Origin of the sequence: Kordiimonas lacus, assembly GCF_001550055.1 — a bacterium.
In the GTDB taxonomy this organism is placed as follows: domain Bacteria; phylum Pseudomonadota; class Alphaproteobacteria; order Sphingomonadales; family Kordiimonadaceae; genus Kordiimonas; species Kordiimonas lacus.
In genome coordinates this window covers 628,428-644,651 of record NZ_LRUA01000006.1, presented here as the reverse complement: position 1 = coordinate 644,651, position 16,224 = coordinate 628,428, and the positions used below count along the sequence as shown (strand labels likewise).

The window sequence follows — 16,224 nt, the reverse complement described above, 5'->3', positions numbered from 1 at the left end:
TTTCTCTTGACTGGTTGTTTTCTAGCGGTTGATTTCCCGCGAGATCACGATGCGCTGGATGTCTGATGTGCCCTCGTAAATCTGGGTCACCCGGACATCCCGGTAGATCTTCTCAACTGGATACTCGCTCAGGTAACCATAGCCCCCGAGCGTCTGGATCGCGTCGGAACAGATGGCTTCTGCCGCTTCGCTCGCGAACAGTTTGGCCATGCAGGCTTCCTTGAGGCACGGTTCGCCCGCGTCTTTCATGGCCGCGGCGTTGAGGACCATCAGCTCGGCGGCTTTCAGTTTGGTGGCCATATCCGCGAGGCGGAAGCCTACTGCCTGATGCTCAATGATGGGCTTGCCGAAGCTCATGCGCTCTTTGGCATACTCAAGGGCATAGTCATACGCCGCGCGTGCCATGCCCACGCTTTGGGCGGCGATGCCGATGCGGCCGGTTTCCAGGTTCGATAGTGCGACCTTATAGCCCGCGCCTTCTTCACCCAGCAGGCAGTCGGTGCCGACTTCCATGTCATCGAAGGTGATATAGCAGGTATCCGAGCATTTCTGGCCCATCTTGTGCTCAACGCTGGCGACCGTATAGCCGGGCGTGTCTGTGGGCAGCAGGAAGGCGGAGATGCCACGCTTGCCCGCAGATGGGTCCGTCACCGCGAAGATGATGGCGGCGCCACCGATCTTGCCGGATGTGATGAACTGCTTGGAGCCATTCAGTTTCCAGCCTGAATTAGTACGTTCAGCGCGTGTCTTGAGCATGGAGGCGTCAGAACCGGCCTGCGGTTCTGTCAGGCAGAAAGCGCCGATCATTTCACCGCGGGCGAGGGGCTTGAGGAATTTTTCCTTCTGCTCGTCCGTACCGTTCGCCAGCACTGCCGCACACACGGGCGCGTTGTTGACGCTCATCAGTGTCGAGAGACCACCGTCGCCTGCAGCGATCTCAATCAGCGCGAGCGCGTAGGATACATAGTCCGTTTCTGCGCCGCCCCACTGTTCGGGCATGGTCATGCCCATGAGCCCGAGTTCGCCCATTTCCCGCAGGATATCAGCCGGGATTTCACCGGCTTTTTCCCACGCGGCTGCGTTCGGGGTGATGCGGTCGGCTGCGAAGGCGCGGGCCATATCCCGCACCATGCGTTGTTCTTCGGTCAAGATCATGGCCGTGTCCCTTTGGTTATCGTTTGGCCTAATCTAACTGTTATGCGAGCTCAATCGCAACGGCTGTCGCTTCACCGCCGCCGATACACAAGGATGCAACACCCTTCTTGAGACCGCGTTTCTTGAGTGCGTTAATGAGCGTCACGCAAATCCGCGCGCCGGACGCGCCAATTGGGTGGCCAAGGGCACAGGCGCCGCCGTTCACATTGACTTTTTCAGGGTCGAGGCCCAGTTCCTGGATCGCCGCCATGGCGACAACGGCAAAAGCTTCGTTGACTTCGAACAGATCAACGTCAGCGACCGTCCAGCCAGCTTTATCGAGAACCTTTTCCATGGCTTTTACGGGCGCCGTGGTGAACCACTCAGGCGCCTGGCCGTGGTTGGCGTGCGCCACCAGCTTGGCCAGTGGCTTCAGGCCGCGTTTTTCGGCTTCACCCGCTGTCATCATCACAAGCGCTGCCGCACCGTCTGAGATGGAGCTGGCGTTAGCAGCCGTTACTGTGCCGTCCTTCTTGAAGGCAGGGCGCAGGCCCGGGATTTTGTCGAGACGGGCTTTTGGTGGTTGCTCGTCAGTTGCCACTTCCAGGTCGCCGCGGCGGGACTTGACGGTTACCGGCACCACTTCACCATCGAAGCTGCCGTCCTCGATGGCGCGCTGGGCACGCTCGAGCGAGCGGATGGCGTAAGCGTCCTGCGCCTCGCGGGTGAATTGGTATTCTGCAGCACAGAGTTCCGCGAACACGCCCATGGGTTCGCCGGCATAGGCGTCGGTCAGGCCGTCGAGCGCCATATGGTCCAGCATCTGGGCGTTGCCGTATTTCACGCCGGTGCGGCCCGTTGGCAGAATGTGTGGTGCCAGGGACATGCTTTCCATGCCGCCCGCAACAACCACGCTGTTAGTACCAGCCTTAAGGCTGTCGTGCGCCTGCATCATGGCCTGCATGCCGGAGCCGCACATTTTGTTGATGGTAACAGCGCCTGTGACGTCCGGGATGCCGGCTTTGCGGCTTGCCTGGCGGGCAGGGGCCTGGCCCTGGCCGGCTGGCAGCACACAGCCCATGATCGTCTCGTTGACCGCTTCGCCTTCGATGCCGGCACTTGCAAGCGCGCCCTGGATCGCAACAGCGCCAAGGTCTGAAGCGGGAACGGTAGACAGGTCACCCAGCAAACCACCCATTGGGGTGCGGGCCATTCCAACGATTACAATTGCATCCTGAGACATGAGGGGCTCTCCTTCAATTTTCCGGGGCGCCCTTTATATAGGGGGCGCTCTCCCTAAATCTGGTTGCCGACAATGTGCCAAAATTCCGGCTTTTCGCAAGTGCAAAATAAAATTCTTTTCGCACCTGCACAAAAAAGTGACATTTGACGGCTCATGCACAGCCATATAAGAAGGCGTCAGCATATTTTGAAGGGACACTGACATGGCGACACGCGTTGGCTTTTTTCTATTTATCGGCTTTATCCTGGGCGCGGTTGTCGGGGCTTGGTTGCCGTATCCCGCCATTCTTGAAACAGTGGTCGGCGGCGCAGCCGGTGTTTTGCTTGCGGTATTGTTCGACTTTGTTGGCAAGCGGAAGCGGCAAGGCTAGTCCGTCATTGGCGCTGCCTAATACCAGGTTTTGCAACTATAGTGGCTGCGAACGCCTTGAACCATAGGCTATTCGGCGGCTTGGGGGGCGCCTTTTGGCGGGCTGTCGATTGAACCGCTGTTGGTTGAAGCCTGCCGTTCACGCCATTCAGCCTTGATCATATCGCTGGTCTTGCGGCTGCCGTCTGGTGTCCAGCCGGGCGGGGCGACAAGAAACATCAGCTTGTTCCTGAGGCCCTTGGCCTGCCACATGTCGGTGACAATGCCCCACCATTCATGAAAAGCCACCCGCAGCGGGTTGAAGGTGCCCAGGTCGCGCACCAGGCCATAGCGGCACGGCTCGTCCCGGTCTTCCGGTACGAAGCTGCCGAACAGTTTGTCCCAGATGATAAAGACCCCGGCATAGTTGGCGTCCAGATACTTGGGGTTGTTGGCATGGTGCACCCGGTGGTGGCTTGGCGTGTTCATCACCGCTTCGAACCATCTGGGCATACGGTCGATCGCTTCGGTGTGGATCCAGAACTGATAGATCAGATTGAGGCCCGCGCAGAAGAAGACGATGCCGGGTTCGATACCCAAAATAAAGATGGGCCAGCGGAACAGGGCGCCCGGTGTCAGCTGGCTGGTCCAGGTCTGCCTGAGCGCGGTTGTCAGGTTATAATGCTGGCTCGAATGGTGGATCACATGGGCTGCCCACATCCAGCGCGACCGGTGCCCGCAGCGGTGAATCCAATAATAGGCCAGGTCATCCAGCACAAAGGCCACTACAAACACCCACGCAGCATGACCCCAGTTGAACAGGGCGAAATTCTCCCACACCCAATAGCTGACAAAGAAGGTAATGGACACGGTAATGGCACCGGAAACGGTGCTGCCAAGGCCCATGATCAGGGATGTGAAGGCGTCCTTGCCTTCGAACTTGGCGCGGCCCGTCTTCCAGCCATAGATCATTTCCACCAATACGAAAAAGACGAAGGCGGGCACCGCAAAATCGGTTGGACTTGGCAGGTCAAGCGGCATGGGTGGCCTCCTCACGGTTGGCGAAGCCATCAAGCAGCTTTGTTGCCTGGGCCAGCGTTGCTGCCGGCATGGTTAGCGTGATTTCGGGTTGGGTGAAATCGTTCAGCACAAGGGTGATGCGGGCATGGTCCTTATAGACCTTGCGGATGTCTGCTGACGTCAGCAGGCGGCACACAACCCTGTCCCCCAACAGGCGGGCCAGACCAAAACAGTCCGCAGGGGCGTCAAGTGCGGCCAGCGCCACATTGCCGGTCGCGTCAACCATGACATCAGCAACCTGGGCTTCGGGCGCGTAGCGCACAATGTTGCGCGCGACACGGTCAGCGTCCAGCCGCCCCGTGTTCGGGAACAGCTTTGCGGTCAGAAGCGCAAGAACAATGATGGCCACAAGCGAGCCCAGGGTCAGTCCCAAATCCATAATCGATCCTCCACCCTTAAAAGACCCTTGAATTATTGGACCGTCAAGTCTTGAATTGATCACGGGAAGCAGCATAGCGGCCAGTTTGTCACATTTTCCGGGCAGGGTGCTTTTCCTGTTTGCAAACTGCTTGAGGGGCGTATGGTTATGGATATGAGATTAAAGGCTTTTTTGGGATTGGCCCTGATATTGGTGGGAGGGACACCTGTGGTACAGGCAAATGACAGCGACCCTATTGTGATTGCTCACCGGGGGGCAAGCGGTTACCGCCCGGAACATACACTGATGGCCTACCGGATGGGAATCGAGATGGGTGCGGATTATATCGAGCCCAACCTGGTACTGACCAGGGCCGGTAAATTGGTGGCCCGGCCGTGACTAAGCACGGCTCTTGCTGCAGCGCATAGCTTACGCTAGAATTGGGCTATGTTTGATTTGATCAAAGGCTTGGTTACCGCGATTATCGCCGCAGCTGTTATCCGGCTGGGTGCGGAGGTGCTGTTTGAAAAAGCAGGGCTGTTCATGTAGCCACATTATCAGCATCAGAGACCAAACAAAAAGGCGCCGAGTGGCGCCTTTCTTCATTTCAGGCAATGTGCCAGTCAATGCGTTAGTCGTCGGACGGCATATCCTTGCCAAGCGGGAAGGGGCGTTCGTCCGTCTGGAAACTCAGGTAATCCATGACATCGCTGATATAGCGGCCCAGAATGGTCATGGCACTTTTGATCGTTTCATTGGGCCTGTCGTTCAAGACGGTCAGGACCAGTTGAATGACCGCGAGGACAATGAGTGCAATCAGGGAGAAATAGCCAAAAATGCTGAACAGCACCACGAAGGCGAGGCGCGTGAGGTGCGTGGACCAATCCTTTTCCTTCATGGCTTGCTTGAACTGCTCCGCGTCAAAGCCGTTCCCGGAAGAGGATTCGGAAGAGTAATCGTCGTCACTGCCGCCTGCGCGGGCTGCACTTTCGGTGCTTTCCGGCTGATCAGCCGCTTCGAACGTCCGCTCCTGCTCATCTGCCGCGCTGGATACTTTGGGGTCGGGCTTCACTGCCTTCGCTGCAGCGCTTTTGCTTGCTGGCTTTTTGCTGGGCGCTTTCTTAGCCGTTGTCTTGGAGGCTGCTGCCTTCTTGACCGGCTTGCGGGCAGTGGTCGTCTTCTTGGCTGTGCCGGTTTTCTTCGCCGGCGCCTTCTTAGCCGTGCTGGCCTTGGCCGCCGGTTTCTTCGCAGCTGTTTTCTTCGCAGTCGTTTTCTTTGCAGCAGTTTTCGGGGCCGCTTTCTTGGCTGGTTCCGTCGTGTTCGTGATGTCCTCGCTCATATCATTCCCTGTCATTGGCCGCTATTACCGGCCCTATCTATAGACGGGGCCGTCTTTACACCATATGTGGGGCGGCTCGGGACGGCCTTCAAGGGGGCAGGCCAGGTCAAGCCCAAGGCAGCTTGCCGCGCACCATCTCTGTTGCTGAGGCGGTATTCACAGGCTTCGACCAGAAATACCCCTGTCCGAAGCTGAAATCCAAATTCCGCAGCATGTCGATATGCTCCAGATCCTCTAGCCCCTCCGCCACCACTTCGTGGCCCAGGTTTGTGGCCAACATGCCGATCATTTCCAGAATTTTGAAAGGCGCATTGTCCTTTTCAAGCTGGTTGATGAAGCTGCGGTCGATCTTGATGATATCTATGGGGAACTGGTGAAGATAGTTAAGCGAGCTGTAGCCAGTGCCGAAATCATCGAGGGCCACTTTGACACCTAGCTTACGGATTCGGGACAAAGTTTCGGAAATCCGGGTCGGGTTGGCCATAATGGCGCTTTCTGTCAGCTCGATGCGGATCAGATGGCCCGGGAGGTCATATTCCTTCAGCGCCTTTTCCACCATGCCGGCGATATCGTCGCGCGCGAACTGAACGCCTGAGACATTCACATTCACCGGGACTGTATTCTCCGGCCCCATCTCATCGAGCCAGGATTTAACCGCGGCACAGGCCGAGTCAACCGCCCAGCGGCCAAGGTTGACAATCACGCCGGTTTCTTCCGCCAGTGGGATAAACTCAATGGGAGACACCACGCCGCGATCCTTGTGGACCCAGCGGGTGAGGGCCTCAAAGCCGTGCAGTGTGTCTGTCTTCAGATCAATGATGGGCTGATAGTTAAGCTCAAGCTCGCCGCGTTCGACAGCACGCCTGAGTTCGGTTTCCAGGTGGAACTGCGACCGGGCGCGCTGATGCGAATCGCTGCGATAAATCTCTGTCCGGGCTTTGCCGGCGGATTTCGCGCGGTGCATGGCGAAATCGGCATCGCGGATCAGGTCTTCCGGGTGGGTAGAGCTGGAAATCGTGGTCGCCACGCCTACGGAAACACTGGTGAAAACTTCATTGCCATCCAGGTCATACGGAAGCGCCATGGCGTCATGAATACGGCGGGAGATCATCTCAACCTCTTCAATGTCGCTGAAGCGGGAGACGAGAATCGCAAACTCGTCGCCAGAAAGGCGCGCGAGCGTGTCTGAACTGCGGATGCAGCGGCGAAGTGTGGACGCCATGGAGATCAGAAAGCGGTCACCTGATGAATGGCCGAAGCTTTCGTTGATCTGCTGGAACCGGTCGATATTGATGATCAGGACGGCGCAGCCTGTGGTCTGGCCGGACCGCTGACACTCTGCCACGGCCTCTTCAAGTTTGTTGCGGAACAGCACCCGGTTGGGTTGGCCCGTGAGGGCATCGTGAAAGGCGTGGTGCAACAGGTTGCGTTCGGCAAGCTTCTCGGCCGTCTGGTCCTCAATGGTGCAGATCACCTGATAGACACGGCCTTCGTGATCCTCAAGCGGCAGCAGGTGGGACGATAGGAAGCGCTCCATCGCGCCGGCGCGGATGGACCATTCAAAGCTGGCGCTGCGGCCCGAGCGGTATACTTCCAGGATTTGGCCTGCGAGCACATGGTTGTCGCTGGCGCTCCAGACACTGTCGAGCGTGCAGGGCATCTGCGCGCCTTCTTTCAGGTCGAACACATCGCGGGCGAACCCATTGATAAACAAGGCTTCAATGACATTGCCGGTGGTTACACCACACACGAGAATGCCAACTGGCAGGCGTTCGGCAACGGCGCTCGTATTGACAATGCGAGTCGACTGGGAACCATCGCCAGATGAGTTGGCAATCGGAGAAACCTTGCTTCCTAGCGTGTCGGCCACCGTTAGCTCCACGATAAATAATACAACACAAGAAATGGCAGAGCCTCACCCCCGCGCACCCCGACACTTGAACACCCCGCCAGTAAAGATTTGGTAAAGGTTCAAGTGCTGTAGGCGATACTATAGGCGCGTGTCTGCGCCGTGGAAACAACAAGTTGAAAATTATAGGCAATTTCGTGAAAGCCGCCGGGGCAGGCGTCTGTTGGTTTGGTACAGGCAAAAAAAAATTGGGGAAGGCAGGACCTTCCCCGAGATATCCACCCACTGGGACGGGTTAGTGGGTGGGGTAATTCTTTAATTGCTTAGCTGCAGCCGCTTGTGCCGCCGCAAGTGTCGCACTTCAGGCACGTGCCGTTGCGAACGAGCGTAAAGTTGCCGCATTCGCCACAGGCATCGCCTTCATATCCCTTCATCCGGGCCGCGACCCGGGCATCAACGGTTGCTTCGGTGGCGCCATTCGCCATGGCCGACCCAACGGAGACCGCGGCAGTGCCGGTCGTGCCGGTGGCTACAGCAACAGTCTCTAACTCTTTGGTATCCTTGGTATCTTTCGACTTCAGGACAACCAGGTTGCTGCCGCGAACATAGCCGGAGGACGCGAATTTCTGGACGCGCTCCAGGGCTTCGGTAACCTCTTCGTTCATGGCAGGCAGGCCGTCGCCGCTGTCGCCGCGCCCCGTTGTGTCGGGTGCGAGGTCTGCAGGCTGGACGTGTGCCAGATCATCCCGGCCAAGGTAGGAGATCGCCAGCTCGCGGAAGATATAATCCAGAAGCGAAGTTGCCATCTTGATCGTGTCGTTGCCTTCCACGCGGCCGAATGGCTCGAAGCGCGTGAAGGTGAAGGCGTCGACGAATTCCTCAAGCGGCACGCCATACTGGAGACCGATGGAGATGGCGATGGCGAAGTTGTTCATCAGGCTCCGGAACGCAGCGCCTTCCTTGTGCATGTCGATGAAGATCTCGCCTACGCTGCCGTCATCATATTCGCCGGTACGAAGATAGACTTTGTGCCCGCCAACGATGGCTTTCTGGGTGTAGCCCTTGCGGCGCTCCGGCAGACGCTTGCGCTTGGTTGCGGCTTCGCGTTCCACTTCAACGATGCGTTCAACGATCCGCTCAGTGATCACTTCGGCGCGCTCTGCCACATTCATTTCCTCGAGGTCTTCTTCAAGATCCTCTGGGTCCAGAAGGGCAGCATTCAGCGGCTGGCTGAGCTTGGAGCCGTCGCGGTACAGTGCGTTGGCCTTGAGCGCAAGCGACCAACTGAGCTCATAAGCCGCCATACAGTCGTCAACGTCGGCCGAGTTCGGCATGTTGATGGTTTTACTGATAGCGCCTGAGATGAACGGCTGTGCCGCCGCCATCATGTGGATGTGGCTTTTCCAGGAAAGCGAGCGCTTGCCGATCTTGCCGCATGGGTTGGCGCAATCGAACACATTATAGTGCACTTCCTTCAGGTGCGGCGCGCCCTCAAGCGTCATGGCGCCGCAGCAGAAGAGGTTGGCGGCTGAAATTTCTTCGCGGTCATAGCCGATGGCGGCCAGAAGGTCGAAATTATAGTCGTTCAGCTGTTCGTCGGTCAGGCCCAGCGTTTCCTTGCAGAAATCCGTGCCCAGCGTCCATTGGTTGAACACGAACTTGATGTCGAACGCATTCTTCAGTTGGGCTTCGACCGCATCAATCTCACGCGTTGTGAAGCCACGCTCCTTCAGCGTTTCATGGTTCACGCCAGGCGCGTCCTTCAGCGTGCTGTTCCCCACGGCATAGAGAATGATATCGTTGATCTCTTCGCCGTCATAGCCAAGTACTTCAAGGGCTTGCGGTACAATGCGGTTAATGATCTTGAAGTAACCGCCACCCGCGAGCTTCTTGAACTTCACCAGCGCGAAGTCAGGCTCAATGCCCGTGGTGTCACAGTCCATCACCAGGCCAATGGTGCCGGTAGGTGCAATCACAGTTGCCTGTGCGTTCCGGAAACCGTGTTCTTCGCCGATCTCCAGCGCGCGGTCCCAGGCTTCACCGGCAGCGACACCGATTGCTGGGTCAGTCAGGCTCTCGATATCCAGCGGCACAGGCTTGGTGTGCAGCTTCTCGTAGCCGTCATCCTGGCCGAATGCGGCACGCCGGTGGTTGCGGATGACCCGCAGCATGTGGTCGGCGTTTTTCTTGTAGCTTGGGAAAGCGCCCAACTCAGAGGCCATTTCCGCGGATGTCGCGTAAGACTCGCCGGTCATCAGGGCAGTGATGGCACCACAAAGCGCGCGGCCCTCGTCACTATCGTAGGACATGCCGAGGCTCATCAGAAGGCCGCCGATGTTGGCAAAGCCAAGGCCCAGCGTACGGAACTCGTAGGAGAGCTTGGCGATTTCCTTCGATGGGAACTGCGCCATCAGGACGGAAATCTCAAGCACCATGGTCCACAAGCGGCACGCATGCTTGAAGTTCTCAACCTTGAAGCTGCCATCCTTGGCCCGGAATGTCATCAGGTTCAGCGACGCCAGGTTACAGGCTGTGTCATCGAGGAACATATATTCGGAGCATGGGTTCGACGCGCGGATGTCGCCGCTTGCCGGGCAGGTGTGCCAGTCATTGATTGTGGTGTGGAACTGGATGCCGGGGTCAGCGCAAGCCCAGGCCGCGTGGCCCACGTCGCGCCACAGGTCCTTGGCGTTCAGCTTACGGGCAATGCTGCCGTCTGTACGGCTCACCAAGTTCCATTCCGCGCCGTCGTTCACGGCTTTCATGAAATCGTCGGTGACACGGATGGAGTTGTTGGAGTTCTGGCCGGAAACGGTCAGATAGGCGTCCGAATCCCAGTCGGTATTGTAGGTCTTGAAGTCGATCGACGAGTAGCCTTGCTTGGCGAACTGGATCACGCGCTGCACATAGTTTTCAGGGATCATCACCTTACGGGCGGCGATGATTTCCTTCTTGAGAAGCTTGTTTTCCTTCGGCTCAAACGCCTTGTCACCCATGTCCGGCTTGGCGTCATGACACGCTTTCATAATGCGGTTCAGGTGAATTTCATTCAGCTTCGAACCTGAAACAAGCGCTGCAACCTTTTGTTCTTCAACAACTTTCCAGTTGATGAAGTCGTCAATGTCAGGGTGGTCGATGTCCACCACCACCATCTTGGCGGCGCGGCGGGTGGTGCCTCCTGACTTGATTGCCCCAGCGGCACGGTCGCCGATTTTGAGGAAGCTCATCAAGCCGGAGGACTTTCCGCCACCAGAGAGAGCTTCGCCCTCTCCACGAATATTCGAGAAGTTGGAGCCGGTGCCCGAGCCATATTTGAAGAGGCGGGCTTCGCGAGTCCAGAGGTCCATGATGCCGCCATCGTTCACCAGATCGTCAGATACGCCCTGGATGAAGCAGGCATGCGGCTGTGGATGCTCGTAAGAACTTTTAGACTTCACAAGCTTGCCGGTTTCGAAGTCTACATAGTGGTGGCCTTGTGCCGGACCGTCGATACCATACGCCCAATGGAGACCCGTGTTGAACCACTGCGGGCTGTTTGGTGCCGCCATCTGGTTCGACAGCATGAAGCGCATTTCGTCAAAGAAGGTCTTGGCGTCGGCTTCGCTATCGAAATAGCCGCCTTTCCAGCCCCAGTATGTCCAGGTGCCGGCGAGACGGTCGAAAACCTGCTTGGCGCTGGCCTCACTGCCGTAACGCTTGTCTTCTGGCATGCTTTCAAGTGCGTCTTTGTCGGCTTCCTTGCGCCACAGCCAGCTGGGCACACTTTCTTCTTCGACAGGTTTCAGGGCCTGGGGTACGCCAGCCTTGCGGAAATATTTCTGCGCAATGATGTCGGTCGCGACCTGACTCCAGTTTGTGGGTACTTCCACATTATCCATATGGAAAACGATCGAACCATCTGGGTTCCTGATTTCACTGATTGCAGTACGCCACTCCTGTCCAGCATATGGACATGACATATCTTTGGTAAAACGGCGTTCAATACGCATGCGGTTCCCCCGTTCGGTTATCGCTCATGTTTTACTGGAATCTCGCTGCTCAAGCGCCTGCAAACCAGCCCCTGCCCAGGCGCGCGCCGTCCAGCCCCTAATTCTTACTCTACCACTATATCTAGTGGCTGCTCCCTTGAGTGGGCCCAATCCTATGTGTGAAACGGCGAGGGGGACAAGTCCTATTTTTCACTTTAAGTCGGTTGACATTGGCCCTTTCTGTGAAGGGTGGGAGACGACTCATTGTTGCACCATGAGTCTTTCCAAACATGGGTGTGTTTTTCGCTTCGTTAAATTTTTTTTCAACCGCCCTGTAACATTTCCTTCATGCTTCTCGTGGGAGGCTGTGATGGCCGAATCGGATGGCGCCGGGTGAACTGGACCCAGAAATGTCACAATTGCGAAATATGGGTGTTGTTGCGGCTTTTCCTTGGGGGCCAAACGTGCTAAACGGGCGCGAATGTTCCCGCAATTGATGGAAAAAAGTAATGACTGGTCTGATTTCTAAACTGTTTTCGTCACCGATCTTCACTTGGTGGAATTCCGCCACCTTCGGTACGCGTCTGTTCACCAGCCGCAAGGGTGTGAAAGTGGGCGAAGACAATCAGGGCAACGTTTACTATCAGGAAAAGAACGGCCATCGCCGCTGGGTTATCTACAAGAACGGCCCGGTTGAGGCGTCCCGCGTGCCAGCAGACTGGCATGGCTGGCTGCACTATACTGTTGATGAGCTGCCGTCCGAGCAGCCGATCCAGAGTAAGCCATGGGAAAAAGAACATCAGGAAAACATGACCGGTACAGCCGGCGCCTATGTGCCAGCTGGCGCCGTGAACGCGGCACAGCGCGCATCCACCACGGCAGACTATGAGGCCTGGCGCCCATAAGGGCAGGGCATCTCAAGCCAGCGAAAGAAATTTATGTCGAGCAATCTTGTTGAATCTCTCATCGGTGCGCTGGTTCTGCTGATCGCGGGCTGGTTCCTTATGTTTGCTTACGAGCGCACGGACGGTGCCATGTCTGGCGGCTATACGCTGGTGGCCAAGTTCGACCAGATTGACGGTATCGGCGTTGGGTCGGACGTCCGTCTGGCGGGGGTCAAGGTGGGTTCCGTGGTGTCCAATACGCTTGATAAAGAGACATTCCAGGCCGTGGTGCAGTTTTCTGTAGAGCGGGGCATTGAACTTCCGACAGACACGGCAGCAGCAGTGAGCCAGGAAGGCCTTTTGGGCGGTAAATACCTGCGGTTGCTACCGGGCGGTATGCTGGAAACGCTGGCTGACGGCGATGAGATTTCAGAAACCCAGGATGCGGTTGACCTGATCAGCCTGTTTGGCAAGTTCGCAACAGGCGACAGCAATTGATGAAAGCAGGGCTGCTGCATATCGCGCTGGCATCCCTGATTTGCCTGAGCGGCCAGACCGCAGCGGCCCAGGACACATTCCAAAACGCATCACAACCGACAGAGGCGGCGGCGCAAAAAACCGCCGGCCTTGAAGACGATGCCAAGCGTGCCGACAATGTCGCCCATAATGTTGTGGTGCTGCGCGCGCTTGATAAAATCACGGCCCGCATCACCGAAATTGAACTGCCGGTTGGTGACGAGGCGCGCTTTGGCACCCTGGCCCTGAAGGCTCTCTATTGCCGCACGAGGCAGCCAATCGAGCCGCCAGAGACATTTGCCTATCTGGAAATCGAGGACCTCAAAAGAAATGAGGACCGCGAGCGTGTTTTCGAAGGCTGGATGGTGGCATCAAGCCCGGCGCTCAACCCGCTTGAGCATTCGGTTTATGATGTCTGGGTGATCAACTGCAAGACGGTCGAGCCGTCGGAGGATGCACCCAAGCCGTAGAAATTGGCCGAGTGGATCATCAGCGCGGCCTTTAGCATTGCCTGGTATTCCTCGCGCGGTAGCTCACACGCTCCGAACTGCTTCAGATGATCCGTTACGAACTGGGTATCCAGCAGGATAAATCGCCCGGCCTTCAACCGGGCCACCAGGTGCGCCAGCGCAACCTTGCTGGCGCCGGTTGCGGTATGGAACATGCTTTCGCCGAAGAAGGCACCGCCCAGCGACACACCATACAGCCCGCCGACCAGCTCCCCCTCAAGCCAACATTCTACTGAGTGGGCAAAGCCGCGCTCGTGAAGATCGGTATAGAGATGCTCGATCCGTTCACTGATCCAGGTGGTGTTGCGGCCACGGGCAGGGCGCGCGCAGGCTTGCACAACCTTTTGGAAGGCTTCGTCCACAGTTACCGTGAAACGGTCCTGGCGCACAATCTTGGCCAGCGATTTCGGTATGTGGAACTTGTCCAGGGGAATGATGCCGCGTTCATCCGGGTCAACCCAGAACAGCTCGTCGTCTTCCCGGCTGTCGGCCATGGGAAAGACGCCGGCAGCGTAGGCCTGGAGCAAAAGATTAGGGGTTATACTGTCGTGCGGCATAACCCCTAATATACTTTATTTTGCGTTGTGCTTTTCAAGGAATTTTTCCAGCCAGTGGATATCATAATCCCCTTTCTGGAATTCCGGGTCGTCCATCAGCGCCTGATGGAGCGGAATGGTGGTCGTCACCCCGTCGATGACATATTCCTCGAGCGACCGGCGAAGGCGCAGCAGGCAGCCTTCACGGGTGTAGCCGGACACAATCAGCTTGGCGACCATGCTGTCATAATAAGGCGGGATTTTATAGCCCGCGTAAACAGCGCTGTCGCAGCGCACGTTCAAGCCACCTGGTGGGTGATACTGTGTCACCACGCCCGGGCTTGGCATGAAGGTGAAGGGATGCTCGGCATTGATGCGGCATTCGATGGCATGGCCGAAGAACCGCACCATATCCTGCGTGTAAGAAAGCTTCTCGCCCGATGCCACGCGGATCTGCTCGCGCACGATGTCGATCCCGGTGATCATTTCGGTCACGGGATGTTCCACCTGAACCCGGGTGTTCATTTCAATGAAATAGAACTCACCGTCTTCATAGAGGAACTCGATGGTGCCGGCACCGCAGTAACCGAACTCGGCCATCGCTTTGGCAACGATGCCGCCCATGCGCTCACGCGTTTCGCTGTCGATGACAGGCGAAGGCGCTTCTTCAAGCACCTTCTGGTGCCGGCGCTGCAGGCTGCAGTCGCGCTCGCCAAGGTGAATACAGTTGCCGAAGCTATCGCCGATCAACTGGAATTCAATGTGCCGTGGCTTCAAGAGGAACTTCTCGATATAGACCGCGTCATCGCCGAACGCCGCTTTGGCTTCGGTGCGGCAGGTCTTCAGCTTGGTCGACAGCTCATCAGCCGAACGCACAATCTGCATGCCGCGGCCACCACCACCGGCAGAAGCCTTGATGATCACCGGATAGCCGATTTCTTCACATACCCGCTTGGCTTCAACATCGTCGGTGATGCCGCCTTCGGAGCCGGGAACAACCGGGATGCCCAGTTTCTTCACGGTTTCCTTGGCGGTGATCTTGTCACCCATCATGCGGATGTGTTCCGCCGATGGGCCGATGAAGGCAATGCCGTGCTCGGCCACGATTTCGGAGAAATGCGCATTCTCTGAAAGGAAGCCATAGCCCGGGTGGATGCCGTCAGCGCCTGTGATCTCGGCGGCCGAAATGATCGCCGGGATATTCAGGTAGCTGTCTGTGGAAGAGGGCGGGCCGATACAAACGGATTCGTCCGCCAGCCGCACATGCATCGCGTCGGCGTCAGCTGTGGAGTGCACAGCCACCGTCTTGATGCCCATTTCGTGACAGGCACGGTGAATCCTGAGCGCAATCTCGCCCCGGTTTGCAATGAGGACTTTTTTAATCATCAAAAGGTGTCCCTACTCGATGATGCAAAGGGTTTCACCGAACTCAACCGGCTGGGAGTCGGCAACCAGAATTTCTTTCACAGTGCCGGATTTCGGCGCTTTGATCTGGTTCATCACCTTCATGGCTTCGATGATCAGGATGGTATCACCTTCCTTCACGGTAGAGCCAACCTGGATGAAGGGGTCTGCGCCTGGGCTTGGTGACGTATAGGCGGTACCAACCATTGGCGACGGTACGGCGCCCGGATGATCAGCCGGGTCAGCGGCAGCAGGTGCAGCGGGTGCGGGCGCTGCAGCAGGAGCCGGTGCGGCAGCAGGTGCCGCGGCTGGTGCCGGCGCAGCCATTTGAGGCGCAGCATAATTGATGCTGGAAGGCACTTCGCGTGCAACGCGGATGCGCAGATTTTCTTCTTCCACTTCGATCTCAGACAGAGTGGATTTGTCTAGAAGCTCGGCGAGCTCGCGCACAAGCTCTTTATATTCTTTAATCTTTGACATGTAAGTAGCCTTTAACCCCTGGTCATTAATTGACGCGCAGCATACTCGCAAACGCGTCAATCGCAAGCACATATCCGGTCGCGCCAAAACCGCAAATCACCCCCGCAGCCTGATCGGATACGAATGAGTGGTGGCGGAATTCCTCCCGCGCGAAAACGTTGGATAAGTGCACTTCAATAACTGGTGTGTTGATAGCAGCAATTGCGTCTCGGATTGCGACCGACGTGTGGGTATATGCCGCGGCGTTTAAAATAATGCCGTCGGCCCCATCACCGGCCTCCTGAATCCAGTCCACAAGCGTGCCTTCGTGATTGGTCTGCCGGAAATCCACATTCAGGTCGTGGTTCTGCGCATGTTCTTTGATCATCTTGCCGATCTCCGGCAATGTCAGATTGCCATAGGTCTCGGGCTCTCGGCTTCCCAACAGATTAAGGTTGGGGCCATTGAGGACCATGATCGTTTTTTGTGGCGCTTCACTCATAATCGAATCCAAATGTTTCGACAGATCGCTTGATGCCCCCTGTATAATGCCATATGCATGGCATGCAAAGCCGCTTCGGTATTTTTTTGCGGAAA

16 protein-coding genes and 1 pseudogene are annotated in these 16,224 nt (G+C 57.1%); 5 read left to right on the top strand and 12 right to left on the bottom strand.

The genetic code is table 11. The annotated features are described in order from the left end of the window. Positions 1–21 precede the first annotated feature (21 nt). Both KORLAC_RS11200 and KORLAC_RS11195 read right to left on the bottom strand, forming a co-directional pair. Entirely contained in the window at positions 22–1,155 is a 1,134-nt protein-coding gene (locus KORLAC_RS11200) for an acyl-CoA dehydrogenase family protein (RefSeq protein ID WP_068306563.1), read from the bottom strand. Positions 1,156–1,195: 40 nt separating this feature from the next. Further along, a complete protein-coding gene (locus tag KORLAC_RS11195) occupies positions 1,196–2,377 on the bottom strand; it encodes a thiolase family protein (RefSeq protein ID WP_068306561.1) in 1,182 nt (393 codons plus the stop codon). Positions 2,378–2,579: 202 nt separating this feature from the next. Here KORLAC_RS11195 and KORLAC_RS18885 point away from each other — a divergent pair, with 202 nt between their 5' ends. Then, positions 2,580–2,747 (top strand): hypothetical protein, encoded by a 168-nt coding sequence (locus tag KORLAC_RS18885; protein WP_160328627.1) that lies wholly within the window; start codon positions 2,580–2,582, stop codon positions 2,745–2,747. Positions 2,748–2,815: 68 nt separating this feature from the next. Here KORLAC_RS18885 and KORLAC_RS11190 read toward each other — a convergent pair whose 3' ends face one another. Together KORLAC_RS11190 and KORLAC_RS11185 are read right to left on the bottom strand one after the other, a co-directional pair. Next, the gene (locus KORLAC_RS11190) at positions 2,816–3,766 is read right to left on the bottom strand and encodes a sterol desaturase family protein (protein WP_068306559.1); all 951 of its coding nucleotides are present in this window, start codon (positions 3,764–3,766) and stop codon (positions 2,816–2,818) included. After that, positions 3,756–4,184, bottom strand: coding sequence for a hypothetical protein (locus KORLAC_RS11185; protein ID WP_068306557.1), 429 nt, complete (start codon positions 4,182–4,184; stop codon positions 3,756–3,758). The genes KORLAC_RS11190 and KORLAC_RS11185 overlap by 11 nt, the downstream gene beginning before the upstream one ends. Positions 4,185–4,391: 207 nt before the next feature. Between KORLAC_RS11185 and KORLAC_RS11180 the strand changes: the two genes are divergently transcribed. Further along, entirely contained in the window at positions 4,392–4,562 is a 171-nt protein-coding gene (locus KORLAC_RS11180; RefSeq protein WP_217627996.1) for a glycerophosphodiester phosphodiesterase family protein, read from the top strand. Positions 4,563–4,794: 232 nt separating this feature from the next. Here the strand turns inward: KORLAC_RS11180 and KORLAC_RS19275 are convergent, their stop codons facing one another. From KORLAC_RS19275 to KORLAC_RS11165, 4 genes and pseudogenes are all read right to left on the bottom strand, one after another. Then, a complete protein-coding gene (locus KORLAC_RS19275) occupies positions 4,795–5,061 on the bottom strand; it encodes a DUF4389 domain-containing protein (RefSeq protein ID WP_420913275.1) in 267 nt (88 codons plus the stop codon). Between the two features lie 177 nt (positions 5,062–5,238). Beyond that, positions 5,239–5,469: pseudogene (locus KORLAC_RS19270) on the bottom strand (DNA-binding protein); the annotation flags it as partial. A gap of 139 nt (positions 5,470–5,608) precedes the next feature. After that, positions 5,609–7,372 carry a putative bifunctional diguanylate cyclase/phosphodiesterase gene (locus KORLAC_RS11170; RefSeq protein ID WP_074519476.1) on the bottom strand — a complete coding sequence of 588 codons (1,764 nt, stop codon included), beginning with the start codon at positions 7,370–7,372 and terminating at the stop codon, positions 5,609–5,611. A gap of 302 nt (positions 7,373–7,674) precedes the next feature. Further along, positions 7,675–11,340, bottom strand: coding sequence for a vitamin B12-dependent ribonucleotide reductase (locus KORLAC_RS11165; protein WP_068306549.1), 3,666 nt, complete (start codon positions 11,338–11,340; stop codon positions 7,675–7,677). A gap of 488 nt (positions 11,341–11,828) precedes the next feature. Here KORLAC_RS11165 and KORLAC_RS11160 point away from each other — a divergent pair, with 488 nt between their 5' ends. Genes KORLAC_RS11160 through KORLAC_RS18695 form a run of 3 tightly spaced genes read left to right on the top strand, consistent with a single transcriptional unit; the run spans position 11,829 to position 13,189 of the window. Continuing rightward, the gene (locus tag KORLAC_RS11160) at positions 11,829–12,224 is read left to right on the top strand and encodes an NADH:ubiquinone oxidoreductase subunit NDUFA12 (protein ID WP_068306546.1); all 396 of its coding nucleotides are present in this window, start codon (positions 11,829–11,831) and stop codon (positions 12,222–12,224) included. Positions 12,225–12,257: 33 nt separating this feature from the next. Beyond that, the gene (gene mlaD / locus KORLAC_RS11155) at positions 12,258–12,701 is read left to right on the top strand and encodes an outer membrane lipid asymmetry maintenance protein MlaD (RefSeq protein WP_068306544.1); all 444 of its coding nucleotides are present in this window, start codon (positions 12,258–12,260) and stop codon (positions 12,699–12,701) included. Further along, a complete protein-coding gene (locus KORLAC_RS18695) occupies positions 12,701–13,189 on the top strand; it encodes a DUF2155 domain-containing protein (RefSeq protein ID WP_074519477.1) in 489 nt (162 codons plus the stop codon). Before mlaD ends, KORLAC_RS18695 begins: the two co-directional genes overlap by 1 nt. Here KORLAC_RS18695 and aat read toward each other — a convergent pair. The 4 genes from aat to aroQ are packed head-to-tail and all read right to left on the bottom strand — an operon-like array spanning position 13,126 to position 16,129. Beyond that, the gene (aat, locus tag KORLAC_RS11145) at positions 13,126–13,785 is read right to left on the bottom strand and encodes a leucyl/phenylalanyl-tRNA--protein transferase (protein ID WP_068306542.1); all 660 of its coding nucleotides are present in this window, start codon (positions 13,783–13,785) and stop codon (positions 13,126–13,128) included. The two genes, KORLAC_RS18695 and aat, sit on opposite strands and share 64 nt — an antisense overlap. 15 nt (positions 13,786–13,800) lie before the next feature. After that, positions 13,801–15,153, bottom strand: a complete 1,353-nt coding sequence (accC, locus tag KORLAC_RS11140; RefSeq protein ID WP_068306540.1) for an acetyl-CoA carboxylase biotin carboxylase subunit — start codon at positions 15,151–15,153, stop codon at positions 13,801–13,803. Between the two features lie 9 nt (positions 15,154–15,162). Continuing rightward, entirely contained in the window at positions 15,163–15,648 is a 486-nt protein-coding gene (gene accB, locus KORLAC_RS11135) for an acetyl-CoA carboxylase biotin carboxyl carrier protein (protein WP_068306538.1), read from the bottom strand. A 25-nt stretch (positions 15,649–15,673) separates the two neighbouring features. Next, the gene (gene aroQ, locus KORLAC_RS11130) at positions 15,674–16,129 is read right to left on the bottom strand and encodes a type II 3-dehydroquinate dehydratase (protein WP_068306536.1); all 456 of its coding nucleotides are present in this window, start codon (positions 16,127–16,129) and stop codon (positions 15,674–15,676) included. Between the last annotated feature and the right edge of the window lie 95 nt (positions 16,130–16,224).

Bases quoted from the DNA above. Each gene is read 5' to 3' on its own strand.
- KORLAC_RS11200 (WP_068306563.1), bottom strand. From the start codon at position 1,155: ATGATCTTGACCGAAGAACAACGCATGGTGCGGGATATGGCCCGCGCC.
- KORLAC_RS18885 (WP_160328627.1), top strand. From the start codon at position 2,580: ATGGCGACACGCGTTGGCTTTTTTCTATTTATCGGCTTTATCCTGGGC.
- KORLAC_RS11185 (WP_068306557.1), bottom strand. From the start codon at position 4,184: ATGGATTTGGGACTGACCCTGGGCTCGCTTGTGGCCATCATTGTTCTT.
- KORLAC_RS11165 (WP_068306549.1), bottom strand. From the start codon at position 11,340: ATGCGTATTGAACGCCGTTTTACCAAAGATATGTCATGTCCATATGCT.
- KORLAC_RS11160 (WP_068306546.1), top strand. From the start codon at position 11,829: ATGACTGGTCTGATTTCTAAACTGTTTTCGTCACCGATCTTCACTTGG.
- accB (WP_068306538.1), bottom strand. From the start codon at position 15,648: ATGTCAAAGATTAAAGAATATAAAGAGCTTGTGCGCGAGCTCGCCGAG.
- KORLAC_RS19275 (WP_420913275.1), bottom strand. From the start codon at position 5,061: ATGAAGGAAAAGGATTGGTCCACGCACCTCACGCGCCTCGCCTTCGTG.
- KORLAC_RS18695 (WP_074519477.1), top strand. From the start codon at position 12,701: ATGAAAGCAGGGCTGCTGCATATCGCGCTGGCATCCCTGATTTGCCTG.
- aat (WP_068306542.1), bottom strand. From the start codon at position 13,785: ATGCCGCACGACAGTATAACCCCTAATCTTTTGCTCCAGGCCTACGCT.
- aroQ (WP_068306536.1), bottom strand. From the start codon at position 16,129: ATGAGTGAAGCGCCACAAAAAACGATCATGGTCCTCAATGGCCCCAAC.
- mlaD (WP_068306544.1), top strand. From the start codon at position 12,258: ATGTCGAGCAATCTTGTTGAATCTCTCATCGGTGCGCTGGTTCTGCTG.
- KORLAC_RS11195 (WP_068306561.1), bottom strand. From the start codon at position 2,377: ATGTCTCAGGATGCAATTGTAATCGTTGGAATGGCCCGCACCCCAATG.
- KORLAC_RS11190 (WP_068306559.1), bottom strand. From the start codon at position 3,766: ATGCCGCTTGACCTGCCAAGTCCAACCGATTTTGCGGTGCCCGCCTTC.